The sequence below is a fragment of the Rhodanobacter sp. Root480 genome (genome assembly GCF_001426645.1).
Lineage (GTDB): Bacteria > Pseudomonadota > Gammaproteobacteria > Xanthomonadales > Rhodanobacteraceae > Rhodanobacter > Rhodanobacter ginsenosidimutans.
The window spans coordinates 295,870-314,635 of record NZ_LMEX01000001.1 but is presented as its reverse complement, the minus strand read 5'-3'; the positions used below and the strand labels follow the sequence as shown (position 1 = coordinate 314,635).

The following is an 18,766-nucleotide window of genomic DNA, read 5'->3' as shown; positions in this document are numbered from 1 at the left end:
CACGCAGGACCATCCATGCCTAGCTCCAAGAACTTCGCCCTCATTGGCGCCGCCGGCTACATCGCCCCCCGCCACATGCAGGCCATCAAGACCACGGGCAACCAGTTGCTGGCTGCATTCGACCCCAACGACTCGGTCGGTGTCATCGACAGCCACTTTCCCAACGCCGATTTCTTCACCGAATTCGAACGCTTCGACCGCCACGTGGACCTGCGCCGACGTGCCGGCAACGGCGGCCAGATCGACTACGTCGCCATCTGCTCGCCCAACTACCTGCACGACTCGCACATGCGTTTCGCGCTGCGTTCCGGCGCCCATGCCATCTGCGAAAAACCGCTGGTGCTCAACCCCTGGAACATCGACGGCCTGCAGGACATCGAGCGCGACACCGGCAAGCGGGTCAACACCATCCTGCAACTTCGCCTGCACCCGGCCATCGTTGCCCTGCGCGAGCAGGTGCAACAAGGCCCGCACGACCACAAGCACGAGGTGGATCTGGCCTACGTCACCTCGCGCGGCCACTGGTACCTGCAAAGCTGGAAGGGCGACCCGAAAAAATCCGGCGGCATCGCCACCAATATCGGCGTGCACTTCTTCGACATGCTGCACCACATCTTCGGCGCGCTGCAGATGAACGTGGTGCACCTGGACAGCGAGACGAAGGCTGCCGGTTATCTCGAATACCAGAACGCCCGCGTGCGCTGGTTCCTGTCGGTGGACATCGAGGACGTGCCGGCCGCACTGCGCGAAGCGGGCCAGCGCACCTACCGCTCGATCACCGTGGATGGCCAGGAGATCGAGTTCTCCGGCGGCTTCACCGACCTGCACAACCGCAGCTACGAGGAGATCCTCGCCGGACGCGGTTTCGGCCTGGATGAAAACCGCGTCGCCATCGAAACGGTGTCGGCCATCCGCAACGGCAAGCCCGCCCCCCGCGCTGGCGAAGCGCACCCCTTCCTCGTACGGCAAGCCTGAAGAGAGAGCCGCATGGACTATTACCTGCACCCCTCCGCGATCGTCGACGAGGGCGCCCAGATCGGCGCCGGCTCCCGCGTGTGGCACTTCACCCATGTCTGCGGCGGCGCGCGCATCGGCAGCGGTGTTTCGCTGGGGCAAAACGTGTTCGTGGGCAACAAGGTCGTCATCGGCGACCGCTGCAAGATCCAGAACAACGTGTCGGTGTACGACAACGTGACGCTGAAGGAAGGCGTCTTCTGCGGCCCCAGCATGGTGTTCACCAACGTGTACAACCCACGCTCGCTGATCGAGCGCAAGAACGAATTCCGCGACACCGTGGTCAACCAGGGCGCCACCCTGGGTGCGAACTGCACCATCGTCTGCGGCGTGACGATCGGCGAGTTCGCCTTCGTCGGCGCCGGCGCCGTGATCAACCGGGACGTGCCCGCCTACGCCTTGATGGTCGGCGTGCCGGCGCGGCAGGTTGGCTGGATGAGTGAATTCGGCGAGCAACTGAACCTTCCACTGGAAGGCCACGCCGAGGATGTCTGCGCGCACACCGGCACGCGTTACGTGCTTGATGGGCGCACCTTGCAGCGGCAGGAGGCGGCAGCATGATCGACTTCATCGACCTCAGGACGCAGCAGGCGCGCATCAGGGATCGCCTCGACGCGGGCATTGCCCGCGTGCTGGCGCACGGCCAGTACATTCTCGGCCCGGAAGTGGGCGAGCTGGAGGAAAAGCTGGCCGCCTACGCCGGCGTGGCGCATTGCATCGCCGTGGCCAACGGCACCGATGCGTTGCAGATCGCGCAGATGGCGCTGGGCATCGGTCGCGGCGACGAGGTGATCACGCCGGGCTTCACCTATATCGCCACCGCCGAAACCGTGGCGCTGCTCGGCGCCAAACCGGTGTACGTGGACGTCGACCCGCGCACCTTCAACCTTGACCCCGGGCTGCTGGAAGCGGCCATCACGCCACGCACGCGGGCCATCATTCCGGTCTCGCTGTACGGCCAGTGCGCCGATTTCGACGCCATCAACGCGATCGCCGCGAAACACGGCATCGCGGTCATCGAGGATGCCGCGCAGAGTTTCGGCGCCAGCTACAAGAACCGCCGCAGTGGCAGCCTCGGCACCCTCGCCTGCACCAGTTTCTTCCCGACCAAACCGCTGGGCTGCTACGGCGACGGCGGCGCCGTGCTGACCGACGATGCGGAGCTGGCCCGCCTCGTGCGGCAGATCGCACGGCACGGCCAGGATCGGCGCTACCACCACGTACGCGTGGGGGTGAACAGCCGCCTGGATACGCTGCAGGCGGCGATCCTGCTGCCCAAGCTGGACATCCTCGACGACGAGATCGCGTTGCGCCAGCAGGTGGCGCAGACCTATGCCCGGCTGTTCGCCGACGCCGAGCTGGTGATCGCGCCCTTCGTCGAAACGCACAACCGCAGCGCCTGGGCGCAGTACACCGTGCGGGTACCCGAGCGCGACGAGGTGCAGGCGCGGCTGAAGCAGGCCGGCATCCCCACCGCCGTGCACTACCCGCTGCCGCTCAACCGGCAGCCGGCCGTGGCCGATCGCAAACGGCAGTTGCCGGTGGGCGACACCCTCGCGGAGCAGGTCATCAGCCTGCCGATGTCGCCCTACCTGGGCGCCGATCAGCAGCAGTCCATCGTGGCGGCGCTGGCGTCGGTCCTCTCTCATCTGCCGTCGCGCCGGGTTTGTCCTGCATGAAGAAAATCATTTTCGGAAAGTGTTATGCCTTTTCCTGCGACACGAGCCTGGAGGCGCCGCTGGCGGAAAGCCTGAGCCTGTATGCGGACGCGCCCGGCCGCGCGCCCGAGGTGAACATCCGCATCGTCGACGCCGTGACGGCGCGCCGTCCCACGGCGATCAACCCGCGCGTACATGAAGCCTTCGAGCACGGCATGCGCACCGTGTTTCCCGGTGTCGACGTCTGCTGGGAACGCTCCGCCGACGGCTGCCTCAATGTCGAGGTTGCCATCCGGCGTCGCCGCGGGATGCGGCGCGTGGTCCACAAACTGCTGTCGATGGAATACGCGCGCGAAACCGAGGCGTTCGAGCAGATCCTGCACGAGCTGGTACTTGTGCCGTCGGTGTATTTCTTTGGCGACATGGTGCCGATCCACGCCTCGGCAGTGACGATCGGCGACAGCGCCTGCCTGCTTGCCGGCACCGGCGGTGCCGGCAAATCGTCGGCGATGCTGGCGCTGCGCAATCATCCCGGCGCCAGCTTCATCAGCGACGACATCGTGGTCATGTCCGACACCGGCCGCGTCCACGGCAACATGGCCTGGCCGAAGATCTACGGCTACAACTGCGCCGGCAACCAGATGAAGCACGAGCTGCTGGCCGGACGCGGCTGGATCGACCGCGCCCACTTCGCCATCAAGAACCGCCTGAACCCCGCCAGCGTGCGACGCAAGATGTCACCCGACCGCCTGTACCAGCGCGTGGATTCCACGTCGGCCCCGCTGTCGCGTCTGTATTACGTGGTGCGCGAGGACGTGCCGGACATCCGCCTGTCGCAGCTGAGCCAGGCCAACGTCGTGGACATGACGATCGCCGTGGTCAGCGCCGAATACAGCGTCTTCCACGACCACCTGTACTGGGAGAAATACAACGCGCTGGCCACCGCGCGCACCGCCATGCTGACGATGGAAGAGGTCACCGCGAACTGGCGCCGGGTGCTCTCGGGCAGCCTCGCCGCGGTTGGCTGTTTCAAGATCAGCATTCCGCTGAAGGTGGACCACGCCACCTACCAGCAGCGCGTGACCGACATCATCACCTCGGGCATGGCCGCGACGTCGTGAGAATCGCCATCCTGACCAACGCCTATCCCTACCTCCCCGGCGAGCAGTTCATCGAGGACGAGATCGGCTACTGGGCCGCACGCGACGACATCAGCGTGACCCTGTTGCCTGCACTGGCAACGGGCACCCCGCGGCCCGTGCCGGCACGCATTGCGGTCGATACAGGCATGGCAGGCACCGTCGGGATCGGGCGTCTGTGGCATGTGCTGGCGGCGCTGCGTTCGGCCATCTTCTGGCGCGAGCTGGGTTATCTGCGGCGGTCGCGCAAGCTCCAGCCGCGCACCATCGGCCGCGCCCTGCTGCACACGTCCAAGGCGCTCGAACAAGCCGCACAACTGCAACGGTACGCCAAAGCCCACGGCCGCATCGACGTGGCCTACTGCTATTGGAACGACACCCAGGCCTGCGCCGCCGTGCTCGCCAGGGAAGCCGGCGCCGTGCGCAAGGTGGTCTCCCGCGCGCACGGTTACGACCTGTACGAAGCACGCCGCGATTCCGGCTACATGCCGCTCAAGCGACAATTCATCGCCGCCTTCGACGCGGTCTTCGCGCTGTCCCGCGAAGCGAAAACGTACCTGCAACGAACCTACGGCGCGCCAGCGGAAAACATCCGCATCAGTCCGCTGGGTGTACCGCTGGCCAACGCACTCAACCGTCCGAGCGCAGCCGGTTGCCTGCACGTGGTGTCGGTGGCGTCCTGCATGCGCGTGAAGCGGCTGGACCGGATGATCGGCGCGCTGCGCCTGCTCGCCGGCCAACACTGCGATATCCGCGTGACGTGGACGCACGTCGGCGGCGGCCCGCTGCTGGAAGAAACCCGGGCGCTGGCAGCACGGGAGCTGGGCGGCCTGGACAACCTCGATTTCACGTTCACCGGCGAATTGCCCCACCCCGCCGTCGCGGCGCTTTATCGCGATACAGCGGTGGACATGCTGGTCAACACCAGCGAGTCCGAGGGCGTTCCGGTGTCCATCATGGAGGCGATGAGTGCGGGCGTGCCGGTGGTTGCGCCTGACGTGGGCGGCATCTCCAGCCTGGTGTCCGGGCACTGCGGCGTGTTGCTTGGCCCGCAACCGGACACGGAGGAAATCGCCGACGCGATGGCGCGGGTCGCCTTCGCCGATGGGCACGCGCATTTGCGCGCCAACGCGCGGCAGGTGATCGAGGCGGGCTTCGACGCCGCCAGGAATTACCGCGATTTCGTCGCCGGCATCGTCGCCCTCGGCGCCGCCGACGACAGCCCCGCGCGCTGCCGGAAGCGCGCGGCACCGGCCATCCAGCATGCGGCGGGCAGGTAATTGCGACGCGCCCCATCGGATCGATCAACGGATGAATCTACGCACCGCTCTGGCATTTGCCGTTGGCCCCATCGCCACCGCCGCGCTCGGCCTGGTGACGGTGCCGGTGATCGCCTGGGTGTTTCCGCCAGCCGACGTGGGACGGCTGAACATCGTGCAGATCGCCGTCTCGTTCGGCGTGCTGCTGTTCGGCCTCGGGCTCGACCGCGCTTATGTGCGGGAATACCACGAATCGGCCGATCGCGCGGCCTTGCTGAAAGCCTGCTTCGCACCAGGCAGCGCGCTCCTGCTGCTGGCGATGCTGGTGACCGCGCCCTTCGACGACCGCATCGCCGAATGGCTGTTCGGGGTGGGCCATGTCGCCTACTTCTGGCTGCTGCTCGCCTGTGTGACGACGAGTTTCGTCTCGCGCTTTCTCTCGCTGATCCTGCGCATGCAGGATCGCGGTGCGGCGTTCTCGATCAGCCAGATCCTGCCCAAGGTGCTGCTCCTGCTGGTGGTGACGGTGATCGCCGCATCGAATATCCACACCACGTTCGTGGAACTGGAGGCGGCATATTTCATTTCGCTGCTGTCGGTGCTGATCACCTATGGCTGGAACACCTGGCGCGAATGGAGCCCGGCGATACGCGCGCCGGTGGCGCCTGCGCAGGTGCGCGGGGTACTCGCCTACGGCACGCCGCTGATCTTCGCCGGCGTCGCCTACTGGGGGCTGGACGCCACCAGCACCTTGACGCTGCGCTCGCTGTCCAGCCTCCCGGAGCTGGCGATCTATTCGGTCTCCATGAGCTTCGCCGGCGTGGGCGTGGTCTTCCAGACCATCTTCACCGTGCTGTGGGCGCCACTCGTCTACAAGTGGGTGGCGCATGGCGTGGACATGCGGCGGGTCGACACCATCGCCAAGCAGGCGCTGGCGGTGGTGTGCGCGATATGGGTGCTGACGGGCGCCTTCTCCTGGCTGGCCGATTTCGTGCTGCCGGCGCACTACGCGCAGGTGAAGTACCTGATGCTGTGCTGCATTGGCCAGCCGCTGCTCTACACCCTCTCCGAGGTGACGTGCGTGGGCATCGGCATCACGCGCCGCTCCATGTTGTCGCTGTGGTCGACCCTCGCGGCGCTGGTGGTCAATGTCGCGCTCAGCGTGTGGCTGGTCCCCGCGCACGGCGCGGCCGGCGCGGTGGTGGCCAACGCGATCGCATTCCTGGTTTTCTTCGTGGCCCGCACCGAAGCGTCGGCCTACGTGTGGCGGCCGTTCCCGCGCGCGCGGCTGTACATGTTCGTCACCGCCTGCGTGGGACTTTCCATTGCGACGCTGGTGTTCGGCCCGCGCCTGCCGGTGCATTTCAGCCTGGTCTGGCTGGCCCTGCTGCCGGTCGCCTTCGCGTGTTTCCGCGCGGAATGGATGGGCATGTACCAGTCATTGCGCGTGGCGCTCAAACCGCAGCCCGCCTGCCCGCAAGCCGAAGGAGGCCCCGGTGCGCTGCCGTGAGCGGGGCGACGCCGCGCCGTCTCGACGCCGGGGCGCGGATCAACCGGTTTCTCCAGCACACCTGATGGCGATGCCACCGACAGATTGAGGATTCATCGATGAAGAAAATCAATTTGTTCGTGTTCGCGGCGCATCACCTTGCCGGCAATATCGCCGCGCAACGGTTCAAAAGCCTGCTGAAATACCTGGACCCGGCGAAATACCGCATCTTCGTTTTTGCCCGCGAAGTGCCCTCGGCCATGACCGCAACAGTCACGCCGCCGGGTACCGACATCACCATCTTTCCGCTGCCCGGGCGCTGCGTGGGCAGCGAATCATCCGCCGCCGCTTCGCTGCTGGCGCTGGCGGCCACCTTCGTGCGTCCGCTGCCGTTTCTGCTGGGCGAAGGTCGCTCGCATGCGCGCCCATGGTTTGTCCACGCGCTGGCCAAGGCCAACGAGCTATGCACCAGGAAGCTGGCCGTCGGCGAGCAATGCGTGGTCATCGGCACGTATTCGCCGGTCGACGCGCTGGTAGCCGCGGCCGCGCTGTCCAGCAAGCACCACATCGGCTGCCTGCAGGACTTCCGCGACGGGTTGGTCTTCGAGCCGCTGGGCAAACCCGGCTGGTCGCGGAAAGTGATGCGCCAGTTGATCGAAGCGCGGGTGGTGGCCGCCAGCGATCTGGTCACGTCGGTAAGCGGCCCGCTGGTCGATGACTTCCAGCAACGCTATCCCGGCAAGGCCACGGCGATCCTGCCCAACGGCTACGACCCGGACGACTTCGCCGCGCTCGACGACGACGTGGTGGGCAGCACGCGCGCCGCCGCCATCCTCGCCCGCGAGGTACCGGCCAACACGTTGCTGATCGGCCATTTCGGGCGCATCGGTGCCAGCGACGGGTCGGCGTCGAGGAGCCTCGATTACCTGGTCGATGCGTTGAACGACTCGGTCGAAACCGACGCGAACCGCCACCTGATCTTTGCCGGCGAATTGACGGAAGGCGAGCAGGCCACGCTGCGGCGCGCCAACTTTCCGGTCAGCGTGTTGGGGCCGGTCGAGCGCACGCTGGCGCTGCAGCTCATGAAACGTTGCGACAAGTTGCTGCTGTTGACCGGCTCGCGCGCCAGCTGCGCCACCGGAAAACTGTTCGAGTATCTCGCTACCGGCGCCGACGTCGTCTGCGTTTCGGGTGTGAGCAACGAGGCCACCGCCATCCTCGCGCGGACCGGGGCCGGCCAAACCATCCTCACCGGCGCGGGCGTATCCGGCTACCAGGCGGTACGCGGCGCGCTATCGCCCCACCGCAGCGGCGCGCGACGCGACATCGCGATCTACAGCCGCGTGGCCCAGGCCGACATGCTCGACGGCTGGCTTTCCACCATGGTGTTGCCATGAGCCCCGGCAACGATTCGGCGCTGACGCCGGAGCCGTCGGTGTTCATGGCACCGGCAGCGCAGTCGTTCACGGGTCGCTACCGGTTCACCGTGCGCCACCTGTTTCTGGGCGTGGCGTTTGCGCTGCTGGTGCTGGCCGTGGTGGTGCCCAACTCGCTCCCCGACATCACCGCGGCGGCGATGGTGCTGGCCGCCATGCTGGCCTTGCCGGGGCTGCGCATCGGCCCCGGCTTCCGGACCTTGCTGGCGCTGTACGCCTGCACGGTGATCGTCACCCTGCTCTACATGGTCGTCGGTGGCGTGCACGACGCGCCGCAGGAGGCCCAGCTCCAGGTGGTGGCGATCTACATCCTTTCGCCGCTGCTGTGGACGCTGGTTGCCGATGGCCTGCTGCGACGGCTGGGAACCGACCGGCTGATCGACTGGCTCGCCGTGCTCAGCCTGCTGTGCGCGCTGAGCGTGGGCCTGTTCTTCTACCTGTACCTCACGCGCGGCGCCGCGGCGGTGACGTTCTTCTTCGAGGGCGCCAACGTCAATCTCACCGAGGGGTTCGCCGGCGCCACCATGCATGTGTACGGCTCGCTGATCTTCCTCTGCGGCGGATTCTTCGGTTCGCCCGAGCTCATCAGGAACCGGCTGATGCGCCTCGCGCTGCTGGCGATGCTGCTGGTCTGCGCGCTGACCTCCGGCCGCACGGCACTTATCCTGGCCGTGCCGCTGGGCTGGTTCCTCGGCTTGCTGTTGTCCTCGCGCACGACCGACACCCGGCAGAAATCGCCGATCTTCCGCCTCATCCGCTACGGCCTGCCAATGCTGATCGCGGTGACGACGGCGCTGTTCCTGCTGCAGGCCTATACGCAGATCAGCCTGCAGCGCGTGCTGGACGCCGTCTCGACCAAGCTCGCCTCCGGCGGCGGCAGCACGCGCGTGCAGATGGGCCACTCGCTGTTTGCCGGCATTCTCGCCAACGGTGGACTGGGTTCCGGCCATGGCGTCGGGGTGGATTTCGTCAGCGATACGGTCCACCCCTGGCGCTACGAACTGGTGTGGCTGGCCACGATCTACCGCGTCGGCATCATCGGCGCGATGATCTACGCCCTGCCGTTCCTGCTGTACATGGCCTCCGTGATTCGGCTGGCCTGGCGCCGCCGCCTGCCGCCACGGCACAAGTTCATGTTCTGCGGTTTCGTCTGCGCCTTTCTCGGCACCAACACCAACCCGTACATCGAGGCGTTCGTCTTCCAGTGGATGTACGTCATCCCGCTGGTGGCGCTGGCCATCGAGTATCCGAAGGCATTCAAGAAGGGCCGCGAATGAAGCGCCTCAAGGTTCTGCTGTTTTCCAAATACTCCCGGCGCGGACCCAGTTCGCGCCTGCGCAGCCTGCAATACCTCGCACCGCTGCGCGATCACGGCATCGACGTGCAGGTGCATGCGCTGTTCCCGGACGCGTACCTCGAAGCGCTGTACGGCGATCGCCCCGGAGCGGCCAAGAGCCGCGCATGGGGCTATTTCGGCCGGCGGTTCATGCAGCTCCTGCGTCGTCACGAGCACGACCTGGCCTGGATCGAGGGCGAACTTTTCCCCTATCTGCCCTATTGGATCGAGGCGACGCTGGCGCGGTCGTTCAAGTCGTACGTGGTCGATTACGACGACGCGTTGTTCCACAAGTACGATCAATCGACCAACCCGCTGGTGCGTCGCCTGCTGGGGCGCAAGATCGACCGGATCATGCGCGGCGCCGCCTGCGTGATCGCGGGCAACCGCTACCTTGCGGCACGTGCCCGGCAGGCGGGCGCGGCGCGGATCGAGATCATCCCCACCGTGGTGGACGAGCAGCGCTACACGGCGGCCAATACCGCGGACGACCAACCGCCAGTGATCGGCTGGATCGGCTCGCCCGCCACCGAGCACTACATGCTGGACATGCGCCGGACGCTGGAGCAGGTCTGCGCCGACGACCATGCGCGGCTGCTGCTGGTGGGCGCGCGGCCCGAAACGGCGAGCCTGTTCGCCGGCACCACGCCGGAAGTGGTGGCGTGGTCCGAGGCCACCGAGGCGGCGATGATCGCGCGGATGGACATCGGCATCATGCCGCTGCTCGACAGTCCGTGGGAGCGCGGCAAGTGCGGCTACAAGATCATCCAGTACATGGCCTGCGGCCTGCCGGTGGTGGCCTCGCCGGTCGGGGTCAACGTCAACATCGTGCATCACGGCGAAAACGGTTTACTGGCCACCGATGAAGCGGCGTGGCGGGACGCGTTGGAGCGGCTGATCGCGAGCCCGGCGCTGCGCCAACGCATGGGCGCGGCTGGCCGTGCCCGGGTCGAAGCGGAATACAGCCTGGGCGCGCAGGTGCCGCGGCTCGCGGACATACTGCGCCGCGCGGGGCATGCCTGATGTGCGGCATGACCGGCTTCTGGCAACGGCACGGTGGCGCGCAGGACGCGTTGCTGGCGCAGGCGCGGGCGATGTCGGCCCGGCTCAGCCACCGTGGCCCCGACGACAGCGGCGAATGGTGCGACGAAGCCGTCGGCGTGGCGCTGGCACAACGACGCCTTTCGATCCTCGACCTCTCTCCCGCCGGCCACCAGCCCATGCATTCGGCCGACGGACGCTATGTCATCGTGTTCAACGGCGAGATCTACAACCATCTCGCCCTGCGCGAACGTCTTCGCGCGGAGCACGTCGCACCGCCGTGGCGCGGGCACGCCGATACCGAAACCCTGCTGGCGTGCTTTGCCGCCTGGGGCGTCGAGCGCACCATGCAGGCCAGCGTCGGCATGTTCGCGTTCGCCCTGTGGGATCGCCAGCAGCGCACGCTGACGCTGTCTCGCGACCGCATGGGCGAGAAGCCGCTGTACTACGGCTGGCAGGGCGACACCTTGCTGTTCGGTTCGGAGTTGAAGGCGTTGAAGGCGCATGCGGCATTCCGGGCGGACATCGATCGCGGCGCGCTGGCGCTGCTGCTGCGCCACGACTGCGTCCCCGCGCCTCATGCCATCTACCGCGGCGTGGCCAAGCTGCGGCCCGGGCACCTGCTGCGCATTTCGGCGGACACGCCGCGCGAGGCGCAGCCGGTGCCGTACTGGCGCTACAACGACGCGGTAAGCGCGGGCCTGCGCGAGCCGCTCATCGCCACCGACGCTGCCGCCACCGACGCACTGGAAGCGCAACTGGGTGCCAGCGTCGATGCGCAGATGCTTTCCGACGTGCCGTTGGGCGCCTTCCTCAGCGGCGGCATCGACAGCAGCACGATCGTGGCGCTGATGCAGGCGCGCAGCGCGCGGCCCGTCAAGACCTTCACCATCGGCTTCGACGAAAACGGCTACGACGAAGCTGTGCACGCCAAGGCCGTGGCAAGACACCTGGGCACCGAACACACCGAACTTTACGTGCGGCCCGAAGACGCGCTCGCCGTGATTCCGCGGCTGCCCGGCATCTTCTGCGAGCCGTTCGGCGACAGCTCGCAGATCCCCACCTTCCTGATCAGCCAGCTGACCCGCCGTGCGGTGACGGTGGCCTTGAGTGGCGATGGCGGCGACGAACTGTTCGGCGGCTACAACCGCTACCTGGGCGCACGCACCACGTGGGAAAAGGCGCAGCGCCTGCCACCGCCCGCACGTCGCGCCGCGGCGGCTGCGCTGCACGCCGTGGCGCCGGCAACCTGGGATCGATGGTTCCAGCGCATCGGTCCACTGCTGCCCAAACGTTGGCAACTGGCCACGCCGGGCGACAAGGCGCAGAAGCTGGCGGACGTCCTCACGTTGTCGAGCGGCCAGGCGTATTTCCTCAACCTGGCCAGCCAATGGCAGGACCCGGCCCGCGTCGTGCTGGGCGCGCAGGAACCGCCCACGCTGCTGACCATGCCTGATGCGTGGCCGCCTACCGACAACCTGGCGCAATGGATGATGGCGATGGACGCACAAACCTACCTGCCCGACGACATCCTGGTGAAGGTCGACCGCGCCGCGATGGCCAACAGCCTGGAGACGCGCGTACCGATGCTCGACCACCGCGTGGTCGAACTAGCCTGGCGCCTGCCGTTGCAACAGAAGATCCGCCACGGCCAGGGCAAATGGTTGCTGCGCCAGGTGCTGTATCGGCATGTGCCGAAGGAACTGATCGAACGGCCCAAGATGGGTTTCGGCATACCGCTGGACAGCTGGCTGCGCGGCCCGCTGCGCGACTGGGCGGAAGCCCTGCTCGATGAGAATCGTCTGCGCCACGAAGGCTATTTCCAGCCGGACGCCATCCGGCAGAAGTGGACCGAGCACCTGAGCGGTCGCCGCAACTGGCAGCACCAGCTGTGGACGGTGCTGATGTTCCAGGCCTGGCTGGAACAGGAACGGAGGGCATCCGCATGATCGCTGCCGGCACCCACTCCGCTACGGCGCACGGGGCACGCTCATGAAGGCCGTGCTGTTCGCCAATACCGACTGGTACCTCTACAACTTCCGGCGCGCGCTGGCGCTGGCGCTGCAGCGGGCCGGCTACGACGTGCTGCTGATCTCCCCGCCCGGACCGTATGGCGAGAAATTGCGCGGCCTGGGCCTGCGCTGGGAATCCCTTCCCATGCAACGGCGCAGCCTCAACCCGCTGCGCGAGCTGGCGTTGCTGTGGCACCTGGTGCGCCTGCTGCGGCGCGAACAACCCGCGCTGGTCCACGGTTTCACCATCAAGTGTGCCGTGTACGGCTCGCTGGCGGCGCGACTGGCCGGCATCCACGCGCGGGTGAATGCGGTGGCGGGCATGGGTTACGTTTTCACCAGTTCGCAGTGGAAGGCGCGCTTGCTGCGGCCGGTGGTGCGCGGCTTGCTGCGGCTGGCGCTGGGCGGTCGCGATGCGCGGCTGATCCTGCAGAACGCGGACGATGTCGAACTGTTTCGGCAGGCCGGCCTGGTCGACCCGGCGCATGTGCGGCTGATTCGCGGCTCGGGCGTGAACTGCGCGCAGTTCGCCGGGATATCCCCGCAGGCACCCACCGACGGATGCCCGCGCATGCTGCTGGCCAGTCGCCTGCTGTGGGACAAGGGCGTCGCTGAATACGTCGACGCCATCCGGCAACTGCGCAAGCAGAGCCGCACCTTCCGGGCTCTGCTCGCCGGCACGCCAGACCCGGGCAACCCGGCCGCCGTGCCGGAGGCCACGATACGAGGATGGGTCGACGAAGGCCTGCTGACCTGGCTCGGCCACGTCGACGACATGGTCGGCCTGCTCGGCGCGGTCGACATCGTGGTGCTGCCGAGCTATCGCGAGGGATTGCCGCGAACATTGGTCGAGGCCGCTGCTTGCGGACTTCCGTTGATCACCACCGATGTGCCCGGCTGTCGCGAGGTAGTGACCGATGGCGTCGATGGACTGCTGGTGCCGATGGGAGACAGCGAGGCGCTGGCGCGGGCCATGGCCCGGTTGCAGGATGATCCCGCGTTCGCACGCCAGCTGGGTGACGCGGCGAGGCGCAAGGCGAGAGCGCAGTTCGATGAACGCATCGTGGTCGAGCGCACGCTGGCGGTCTACACGGAGCTTTGCACCGCGTCGCAGGCATCTGTTGAATCATCCGTCTAGACGTCCATATGCCACGTCTCGCACGGTCGGGTCATGTGCGGTTCATGGCCCCGGCATCTGCCGCAGTAGACTCGGCCGATGGCCCCAACGTAGCCACCACTCCCACCACGAAAGTCGCACAACCGGAGGCCGCATCATGCCATCCCCGTTGAAACAGGCGAACGTACTGGATTACCTCCCCGCCTCCGAACACGCTGCCCTTCGCGCCGGCAACAGCACATACGACTGCACCGGCGACATCCAGGCCGCGATAGCCGCAGCCGACAAGGTGTTCGTGCCCGCCGGCGTTTACCTCGTGAAGCAGCTGAACCTCAAGTCCGGCTTCGAGTTGTACGGCGAAGGACCGTCCAGCCAGCTGAAAGCCTACGACGCGTCACTGGCCAGCGAATTCATGCTCGTCACCCACATCCGCGACGGCGGCACCCGCCGGGTCGCGGACAACATGCGCGACATCCATCTGCACGACCTGAAACTCGACGGACGGGTGGCCGAGTTCGGCTATGCGCAGTTCTTCTACCTGCTCGCCGTCAATGCCACCTCGGACCTCACCGTCGAGCGGGTGACGTTCCACGGTTTTCGCGGCGACGGCATGTATGTCGGCTCGGGCACGCTCGCCCGTACCGAGCGCCACAACCAGCGCATCGTGGTGCGCGACTGCGTCTTCGACGGTGCAGTGAAGGACAACCGCAACGGGTTGTCCGTCATCGACTGCGATGGATTGATGGTGGAACGCTGCGTCTTCCGCAACATCGGCAACGCAAAACTTTCCCATTCGGTGGGCGGCATCGATTTCGAGCCCGACCACGACTGGAGCATCTATCGCAACGTGACCATCAGCGGTTGCCGGTTCATCGACATCGACACGGTCAACACGGCGGGCATCACGTTTTTCAACGGACACCAGACCGGCGACAACATCCACGACTGGACCGTGTCGGATTGCGAATTCACGAACTGCTACTGGGGCATCGATTCTTCCACCAAGGCGAAGACTGTCGCGAGCAGGCCGGACAATCTTCGCGTACTCGACTGCGACTTCCTCAATTCGATACGCGTCGACGTGGCGGTCAAGGGTTTGAGCGGGACGCAGATCAGCTGTTGCACCTTCCGCCGTTCGCCACCCGGCTCGGGACCTGGCGGCGACGCGATCCGTCTCGGCACCATCGCGTCGCGGACCAGCCGCAACGCCATCAACACGGTGATCACCGGCAACATGTTCAGCGGCATACGTCCGCAAATGGGCGCGATTGGCTTACTTGGCGCCGACGGCCTTGTATGTGCGGGCAACGTGTTCACCGACATCCATGCAACGTGCATCAATTTCGCCGACGACGGATCACCCGACGACAAAAGAGTCATCGACAGGATCGTGATCTCCGGGAACGTGGTAAGCCACGGTGCGCGCACCGGCTCCATGTCGTTCATGAGCACGAGCAACGACATGCGCATCAGCAAGGGCCGGCTGAAGCTCGAGCATTCCTTCGAATACGAGAACGACGTCGGGGGCAGCGTAAAGAAGATCGCCAACGGCGCGACGATCGAGTTCCGCGGAACGACACCAACGACGTGAGGGCCACGCCCCGGTAGCGCCGCTCGCCACACGAGCCATAGTGATCAACGACGCGACGACCGCCGCAGCGAATGGTAGACCTCGGCATGGTCGTCCTCCCTGAACATGAGCTCGTCCTCCGTCACGGGCATTCCGACTTCCCGGGCCGTCGCTTCCGACGCGACGGCGCCCGCGTCAACCATGGTTTGCGAATCAGCCGCCCCGTGCCGACGCGCTTCCTGGCGCAGCCACACATGTGTGACCGTGATGACGTACACACCGAGGGTCAGGCAGAACGTTGTCAGGTTGGTACCCGCCGAATGGGCCGCGCTGCTGAAGAAGGCGCCGATGAACGCCAGGCCGGTAGCAAGCAGGATCAACAAGGCCAACGTGGTGCGGGACGTCAGGCCGAACCCGAGCAGGATGTGGTGGATGTGTCCACGATCCGGCTTGAACGGCGACCTGCCCTGTCGCATGCGCCGATACATCACCGCAAACGTGTCGAACACCGGCAGCGCCACGCACCACAGCACGTTGACCGGCGACAACTGCGTGCCGGGTGTCTGGCTCATGCTGATCAGCGCCCAGGCCAGCAAGTACCCGATCAACATGCTTCCGGCATCGCCCAGGAAAATCTTCCCGCCCATGAAACCCTGGTTGGCGACAAGATAAGGCAGCGACGCCGCGGCCAGCACAACCAGCAACGCGATGACGCCATGCAGGGGCGACGGGTCGGCAAACAGGATGATGGCGGCGATGCTCACCAGCGCCAGGCTTCCGGCCAGGCCGTCGATACCATCCATCATGTTGAACGCATTCACCAGCCCGATCACGGCAACCACCGTCACCGGAACACCGAACCAGCCCAACGTCACTTCGTGACCGAAGATGCGCCCCAGCGTATGGATATACACACCGCTGCTGGCAATGACGGTCAGGATGACAATGGTCTGGATCAGCAGGCGATCCCGCACGCTGAGATCGAAGCGGTCATCCAGCGCACCGAGCAGCACCAGCACGGCGGCGGTACCCAGCAAGATCATCTCGAACCCCTGGAACTGCCCGTAGCAAGCCGCGCCCGCCGCCATGCCGATGAAGATCGCGAGCCCGCCCACCAGGGGCACGTCACCATGGTGCTGCTTGCGTTGATCAGGGTGATCCACCAGACCCCACACAACGGCGAACCGACGCAGCACGACAATGGCCATTGCCGACGTGCATGCAGCAACCAGGCAATCAACGACTAGCCGCGACTCGTGCATGGCATTCCTACCTCCGACCAACCTCGAACGGATCCCCCTGGTCCAGCCGAGCTCGAGTTGTGAGTGGTGCGGACACGCCAGAAACCCGACGCCCCGCATCTATTGATTTTGATGGACTGACGGATCGCCGCCTTTAGATGGCGGAAAGCGATCTGAAGCCAGGAGATAATCCGGCAACCATTTCCGATGAAACAAATCGGAGCCAATGCCGAACGGTGAACCTACCATCTTTGGACAGCGCCGCTTGCATGGTGAAAACCCTGATTCAGGCCCGCCATCGTTAGATGATGATTTTGTCAATCAATCATTCATATCGTGTTGCCATCCGAACTGAATGCCGCCTGTCCCTGCGCTGAATAGACGTCCAAATGATGAAACGACAAACGGCTCCGAAACCTCAAGCTGCACGCACGACATCGACCGACAGCCTTCGCTGCCGGTCGATGATCGCTTTACGTCATGCGCAACCGCGTCGCCTCAGTGAGTGGCGCTGTAGTTCGCATTGGCCGCACTGCTGAGTATCGAGGCCGACGGCAGCAACTGGCTCAACACGCGATTCCAGCGCGTCACACCAGCCGCACCCACAAACACCACGTCACCCGGCTTCACCCTGAATTGATCCCCCAGCGCGAACGCCGAAGGTGAACGGGCGTCAAGCTGAAAGACCTTGGCCGGCGTGTTTTCCAGGTTGTTCGCACCGCGAATGACATAGACCTCCTTGCCGTCCGACGTGACGGGGTTGAGGCCACCGGCGCGGCCCAGGGCCTGCGTCAGCGAGATGTCCGAAGCGCTCCTGAAGGTGACCGCGCGTGGACGCAGCACCTCGCCCAGCACGTAGATCTCCTGCGTATCGTTGTACGGGAGCATCAGGCGATCCCCCGGCTTCAGATAGATGCTTTGCGCGATGCTGTGGCCGTTGCTCAGCGCGGTCAGGTCCAGGTGATAGTCCTGTCCGTCACGCGTCAATATCAGATCGGACATGTTGGCCTCGTCCGCATTGACCGATGCCGTACCCAGCGCCTGCCCCAGGGTCAGAGGAACCGTCGTGATCGGTTGTGGATCGGTCTTCTTGAACGCACCTTGCAGCAGCACATGCTGGCTGTTGTAACCGACGACGCCGACGTCCACCTGCGGCCGCTCGACATACTTGGCGATCTTCGTGCTGATGGCGTCGCGCACCTGCTCGATCGTCATTCCGGCGACTTTCACCGCGCCCACATAGGGATAGAACATCGTGCCATCGGACCGAACCAGGCGGCCATTGGCGGCCGTCTGTTGCTGCGAACCCGCCGGCGACGTCAGCTCCGGGTGATCCCATACGGTGATGTAAAGCGTGTCGCCGGGGCCGACACGATAAGGCTCCGGCTTGTACGACAACAGCGCCTGCGGCACCGTGGCGGCCAGCGTTGTCGCGTTGCTCGTCGTCAACAGTTGCGGGGTGATCGTTACCAGCTGGATCTGGCTGCTGTCCGTCGGCGTACCGCGAACCAGTCCCTCGCTACGCATGCGTTGTCCCGGCGCCCAAACGCAACCGTTAACCAGCAACACGAATCCGAGAATGATAAAGGCGCGAGTTGTTTTCATGTTTAATTAGGCCTCGAAGATGGTGATCCACTAGGCATCCTGGAATAAACATTAAACAACACGTTCGCGTCGAATTCAGAGCTCGCATTAAAAATCGAGGTTATCGGTAAAGCGCAAATTCATTTTCCTGACACGGATGTATATGAATGGCACCATTCATATGTGAAGGGATAATCGGCAGAAAAAAATGGGATAGTAAATGCCACACGCCACGTGAAGAGAACATCACAGCGTCATCGGATCAATGGCGGCATCAACATGAATTGGACGGCCAAATGCCTTGCCCCGCAAGGCGCTGCGGCGATATCGGGATAGCTGAACCAAGCGGGATCAGCGTCGACACCGCCGGCGATCGCCACGCATGCCGAGACCATCCGCCCGCACAGCATTCAAACAACTTGAGCGCTCGTCGGGCGCATTCCCTTTCCGCCACCAAGGAAGGACGACCGCCATGCTTTTGTCACCTGGCACGCGGCGAAAGCGTCAGATCGTTGCGCTACCATGCGATTCGACGCACTCGGTCGTCCGCGGCCTCGTTCAGGCACAGGGGAAAAACTGCGGCATTCGTCCGATTCGCGTGTCCGGAACCACAATATTCGATACCCGACGAGGTCCGCGTCCTGATTTGGCACGATATTGGCTTTCGTCAGCAACCATCCACGTCGTGTTCGGCTGCCGCTCGTTACTGGTGCAAGAAAACATGGGAAACAACAAGAAAAAGCCCGTCTGGGAGAAAAATTCTCGAGGATTCTGGCTCGCTGTTTGTCTGGTTCTGAGCGCACTGGCCGGTTGGCTGATGTTTCATCTGGGGCTTCTGCGCTGACGGCGACCACCCAGTCCGCCGGCAAG

The 18,766-nt window shown here is 65.3% G+C and carries 15 protein-coding genes; 13 read left to right on the top strand and 2 right to left on the bottom strand.

Annotated elements, in window-relative coordinates; genetic code table 11:
- Positions 1 to 15 precede the first annotated feature (15 nt).
- The 12 genes from ASD22_RS01510 (at position 16) to ASD22_RS01455 (ending at position 15,092) form a co-directional block, all read left to right on the top strand.
- Positions 16 to 975: a Gfo/Idh/MocA family oxidoreductase gene (locus ASD22_RS01510; RefSeq protein ID WP_056078006.1), complete on the top strand. Its 960-nt coding sequence runs from the start codon at positions 16 to 18 to the stop codon at positions 973 to 975.
- Positions 976 to 987: 12 nt separating this feature from the next.
- Positions 988 to 1,575, top strand: a complete 588-nt coding sequence (gene wbpD, locus ASD22_RS01505) for a UDP-2-acetamido-3-amino-2,3-dideoxy-D-glucuronate N-acetyltransferase (protein WP_056078004.1) — start codon at positions 988 to 990, stop codon at positions 1,573 to 1,575.
- Positions 1,572 to 2,693, top strand: coding sequence for a DegT/DnrJ/EryC1/StrS family aminotransferase (locus ASD22_RS01500; protein WP_056078001.1), 1,122 nt, complete (start codon positions 1,572 to 1,574; stop codon positions 2,691 to 2,693). Before wbpD ends, ASD22_RS01500 begins: the two co-directional genes overlap by 4 nt.
- Positions 2,690 to 3,793, top strand: coding sequence for a hypothetical protein (locus tag ASD22_RS01495; protein WP_056077999.1), 1,104 nt, complete (start codon positions 2,690 to 2,692; stop codon positions 3,791 to 3,793). Before ASD22_RS01500 ends, ASD22_RS01495 begins: the two co-directional genes overlap by 4 nt.
- Complete coding sequence (locus tag ASD22_RS01490; RefSeq protein ID WP_056077996.1) at positions 3,790 to 5,091, top strand: glycosyltransferase; 1,302 nt, start codon at positions 3,790 to 3,792, stop codon at positions 5,089 to 5,091. Before ASD22_RS01495 ends, ASD22_RS01490 begins: the two co-directional genes overlap by 4 nt.
- 31 nt (positions 5,092 to 5,122) lie before the next feature.
- Complete coding sequence (locus ASD22_RS01485; RefSeq protein WP_056077993.1) at positions 5,123 to 6,580, top strand: lipopolysaccharide biosynthesis protein; 1,458 nt, start codon at positions 5,123 to 5,125, stop codon at positions 6,578 to 6,580.
- A 98-nt stretch (positions 6,581 to 6,678) separates the two neighbouring features.
- Positions 6,679 to 7,956, top strand: a complete 1,278-nt coding sequence (locus ASD22_RS01480; protein ID WP_056077991.1) for a glycosyl transferase — start codon at positions 6,679 to 6,681, stop codon at positions 7,954 to 7,956.
- Entirely contained in the window at positions 7,953 to 9,272 is a 1,320-nt protein-coding gene (locus tag ASD22_RS01475; RefSeq protein WP_056077989.1) for a hypothetical protein, read from the top strand. Before ASD22_RS01480 ends, ASD22_RS01475 begins: the two co-directional genes overlap by 4 nt.
- The gene (locus ASD22_RS01470; protein ID WP_056077986.1) at positions 9,269 to 10,354 is read left to right on the top strand and encodes a glycosyltransferase family 4 protein; all 1,086 of its coding nucleotides are present in this window, start codon (positions 9,269 to 9,271) and stop codon (positions 10,352 to 10,354) included. Before ASD22_RS01475 ends, ASD22_RS01470 begins: the two co-directional genes overlap by 4 nt.
- Positions 10,354 to 12,321 carry an asparagine synthase (glutamine-hydrolyzing) gene (gene asnB, locus ASD22_RS01465; protein ID WP_056077981.1) on the top strand — a complete coding sequence of 656 codons (1,968 nt, stop codon included), beginning with the start codon at positions 10,354 to 10,356 and terminating at the stop codon, positions 12,319 to 12,321. Before ASD22_RS01470 ends, asnB begins: the two co-directional genes overlap by 1 nt.
- Positions 12,322 to 12,364: 43 nt before the next feature.
- A complete protein-coding gene (locus ASD22_RS01460) occupies positions 12,365 to 13,522 on the top strand; it encodes a glycosyltransferase family 4 protein (RefSeq protein ID WP_056077978.1) in 1,158 nt (385 codons plus the stop codon).
- 136 nt (positions 13,523 to 13,658) lie between these two features.
- A complete protein-coding gene (locus ASD22_RS01455) occupies positions 13,659 to 15,092 on the top strand; it encodes a glycosyl hydrolase family 28-related protein (protein WP_056077975.1) in 1,434 nt (477 codons plus the stop codon).
- A 44-nt stretch (positions 15,093 to 15,136) separates the two neighbouring features.
- Here the strand turns inward: ASD22_RS01455 and ASD22_RS01450 are convergent, their stop codons facing one another.
- Both ASD22_RS01450 and ASD22_RS01445 read right to left on the bottom strand, forming a co-directional pair.
- On the bottom strand, positions 15,137 to 16,432 hold the full coding sequence (locus tag ASD22_RS01450; protein WP_235577471.1) for an undecaprenyl/decaprenyl-phosphate alpha-N-acetylglucosaminyl 1-phosphate transferase: 1,296 nt from the start codon (positions 16,430 to 16,432) through the stop codon (positions 15,137 to 15,139).
- Positions 16,433 to 16,810: 378 nt separating this feature from the next.
- Positions 16,811 to 17,839, bottom strand: a complete 1,029-nt coding sequence (locus ASD22_RS01445) for a polysaccharide biosynthesis/export family protein (protein ID WP_056077968.1) — start codon at positions 17,837 to 17,839, stop codon at positions 16,811 to 16,813.
- Positions 17,840 to 18,368: 529 nt separating this feature from the next.
- Between ASD22_RS01445 and ASD22_RS16550 the strand changes: the two genes are divergently transcribed.
- Positions 18,369 to 18,740: a hypothetical protein gene (locus ASD22_RS16550; protein ID WP_156458915.1), complete on the top strand. Its 372-nt coding sequence runs from the start codon at positions 18,369 to 18,371 to the stop codon at positions 18,738 to 18,740.
- Positions 18,741 to 18,766: the final 26 nt, after the last annotated feature.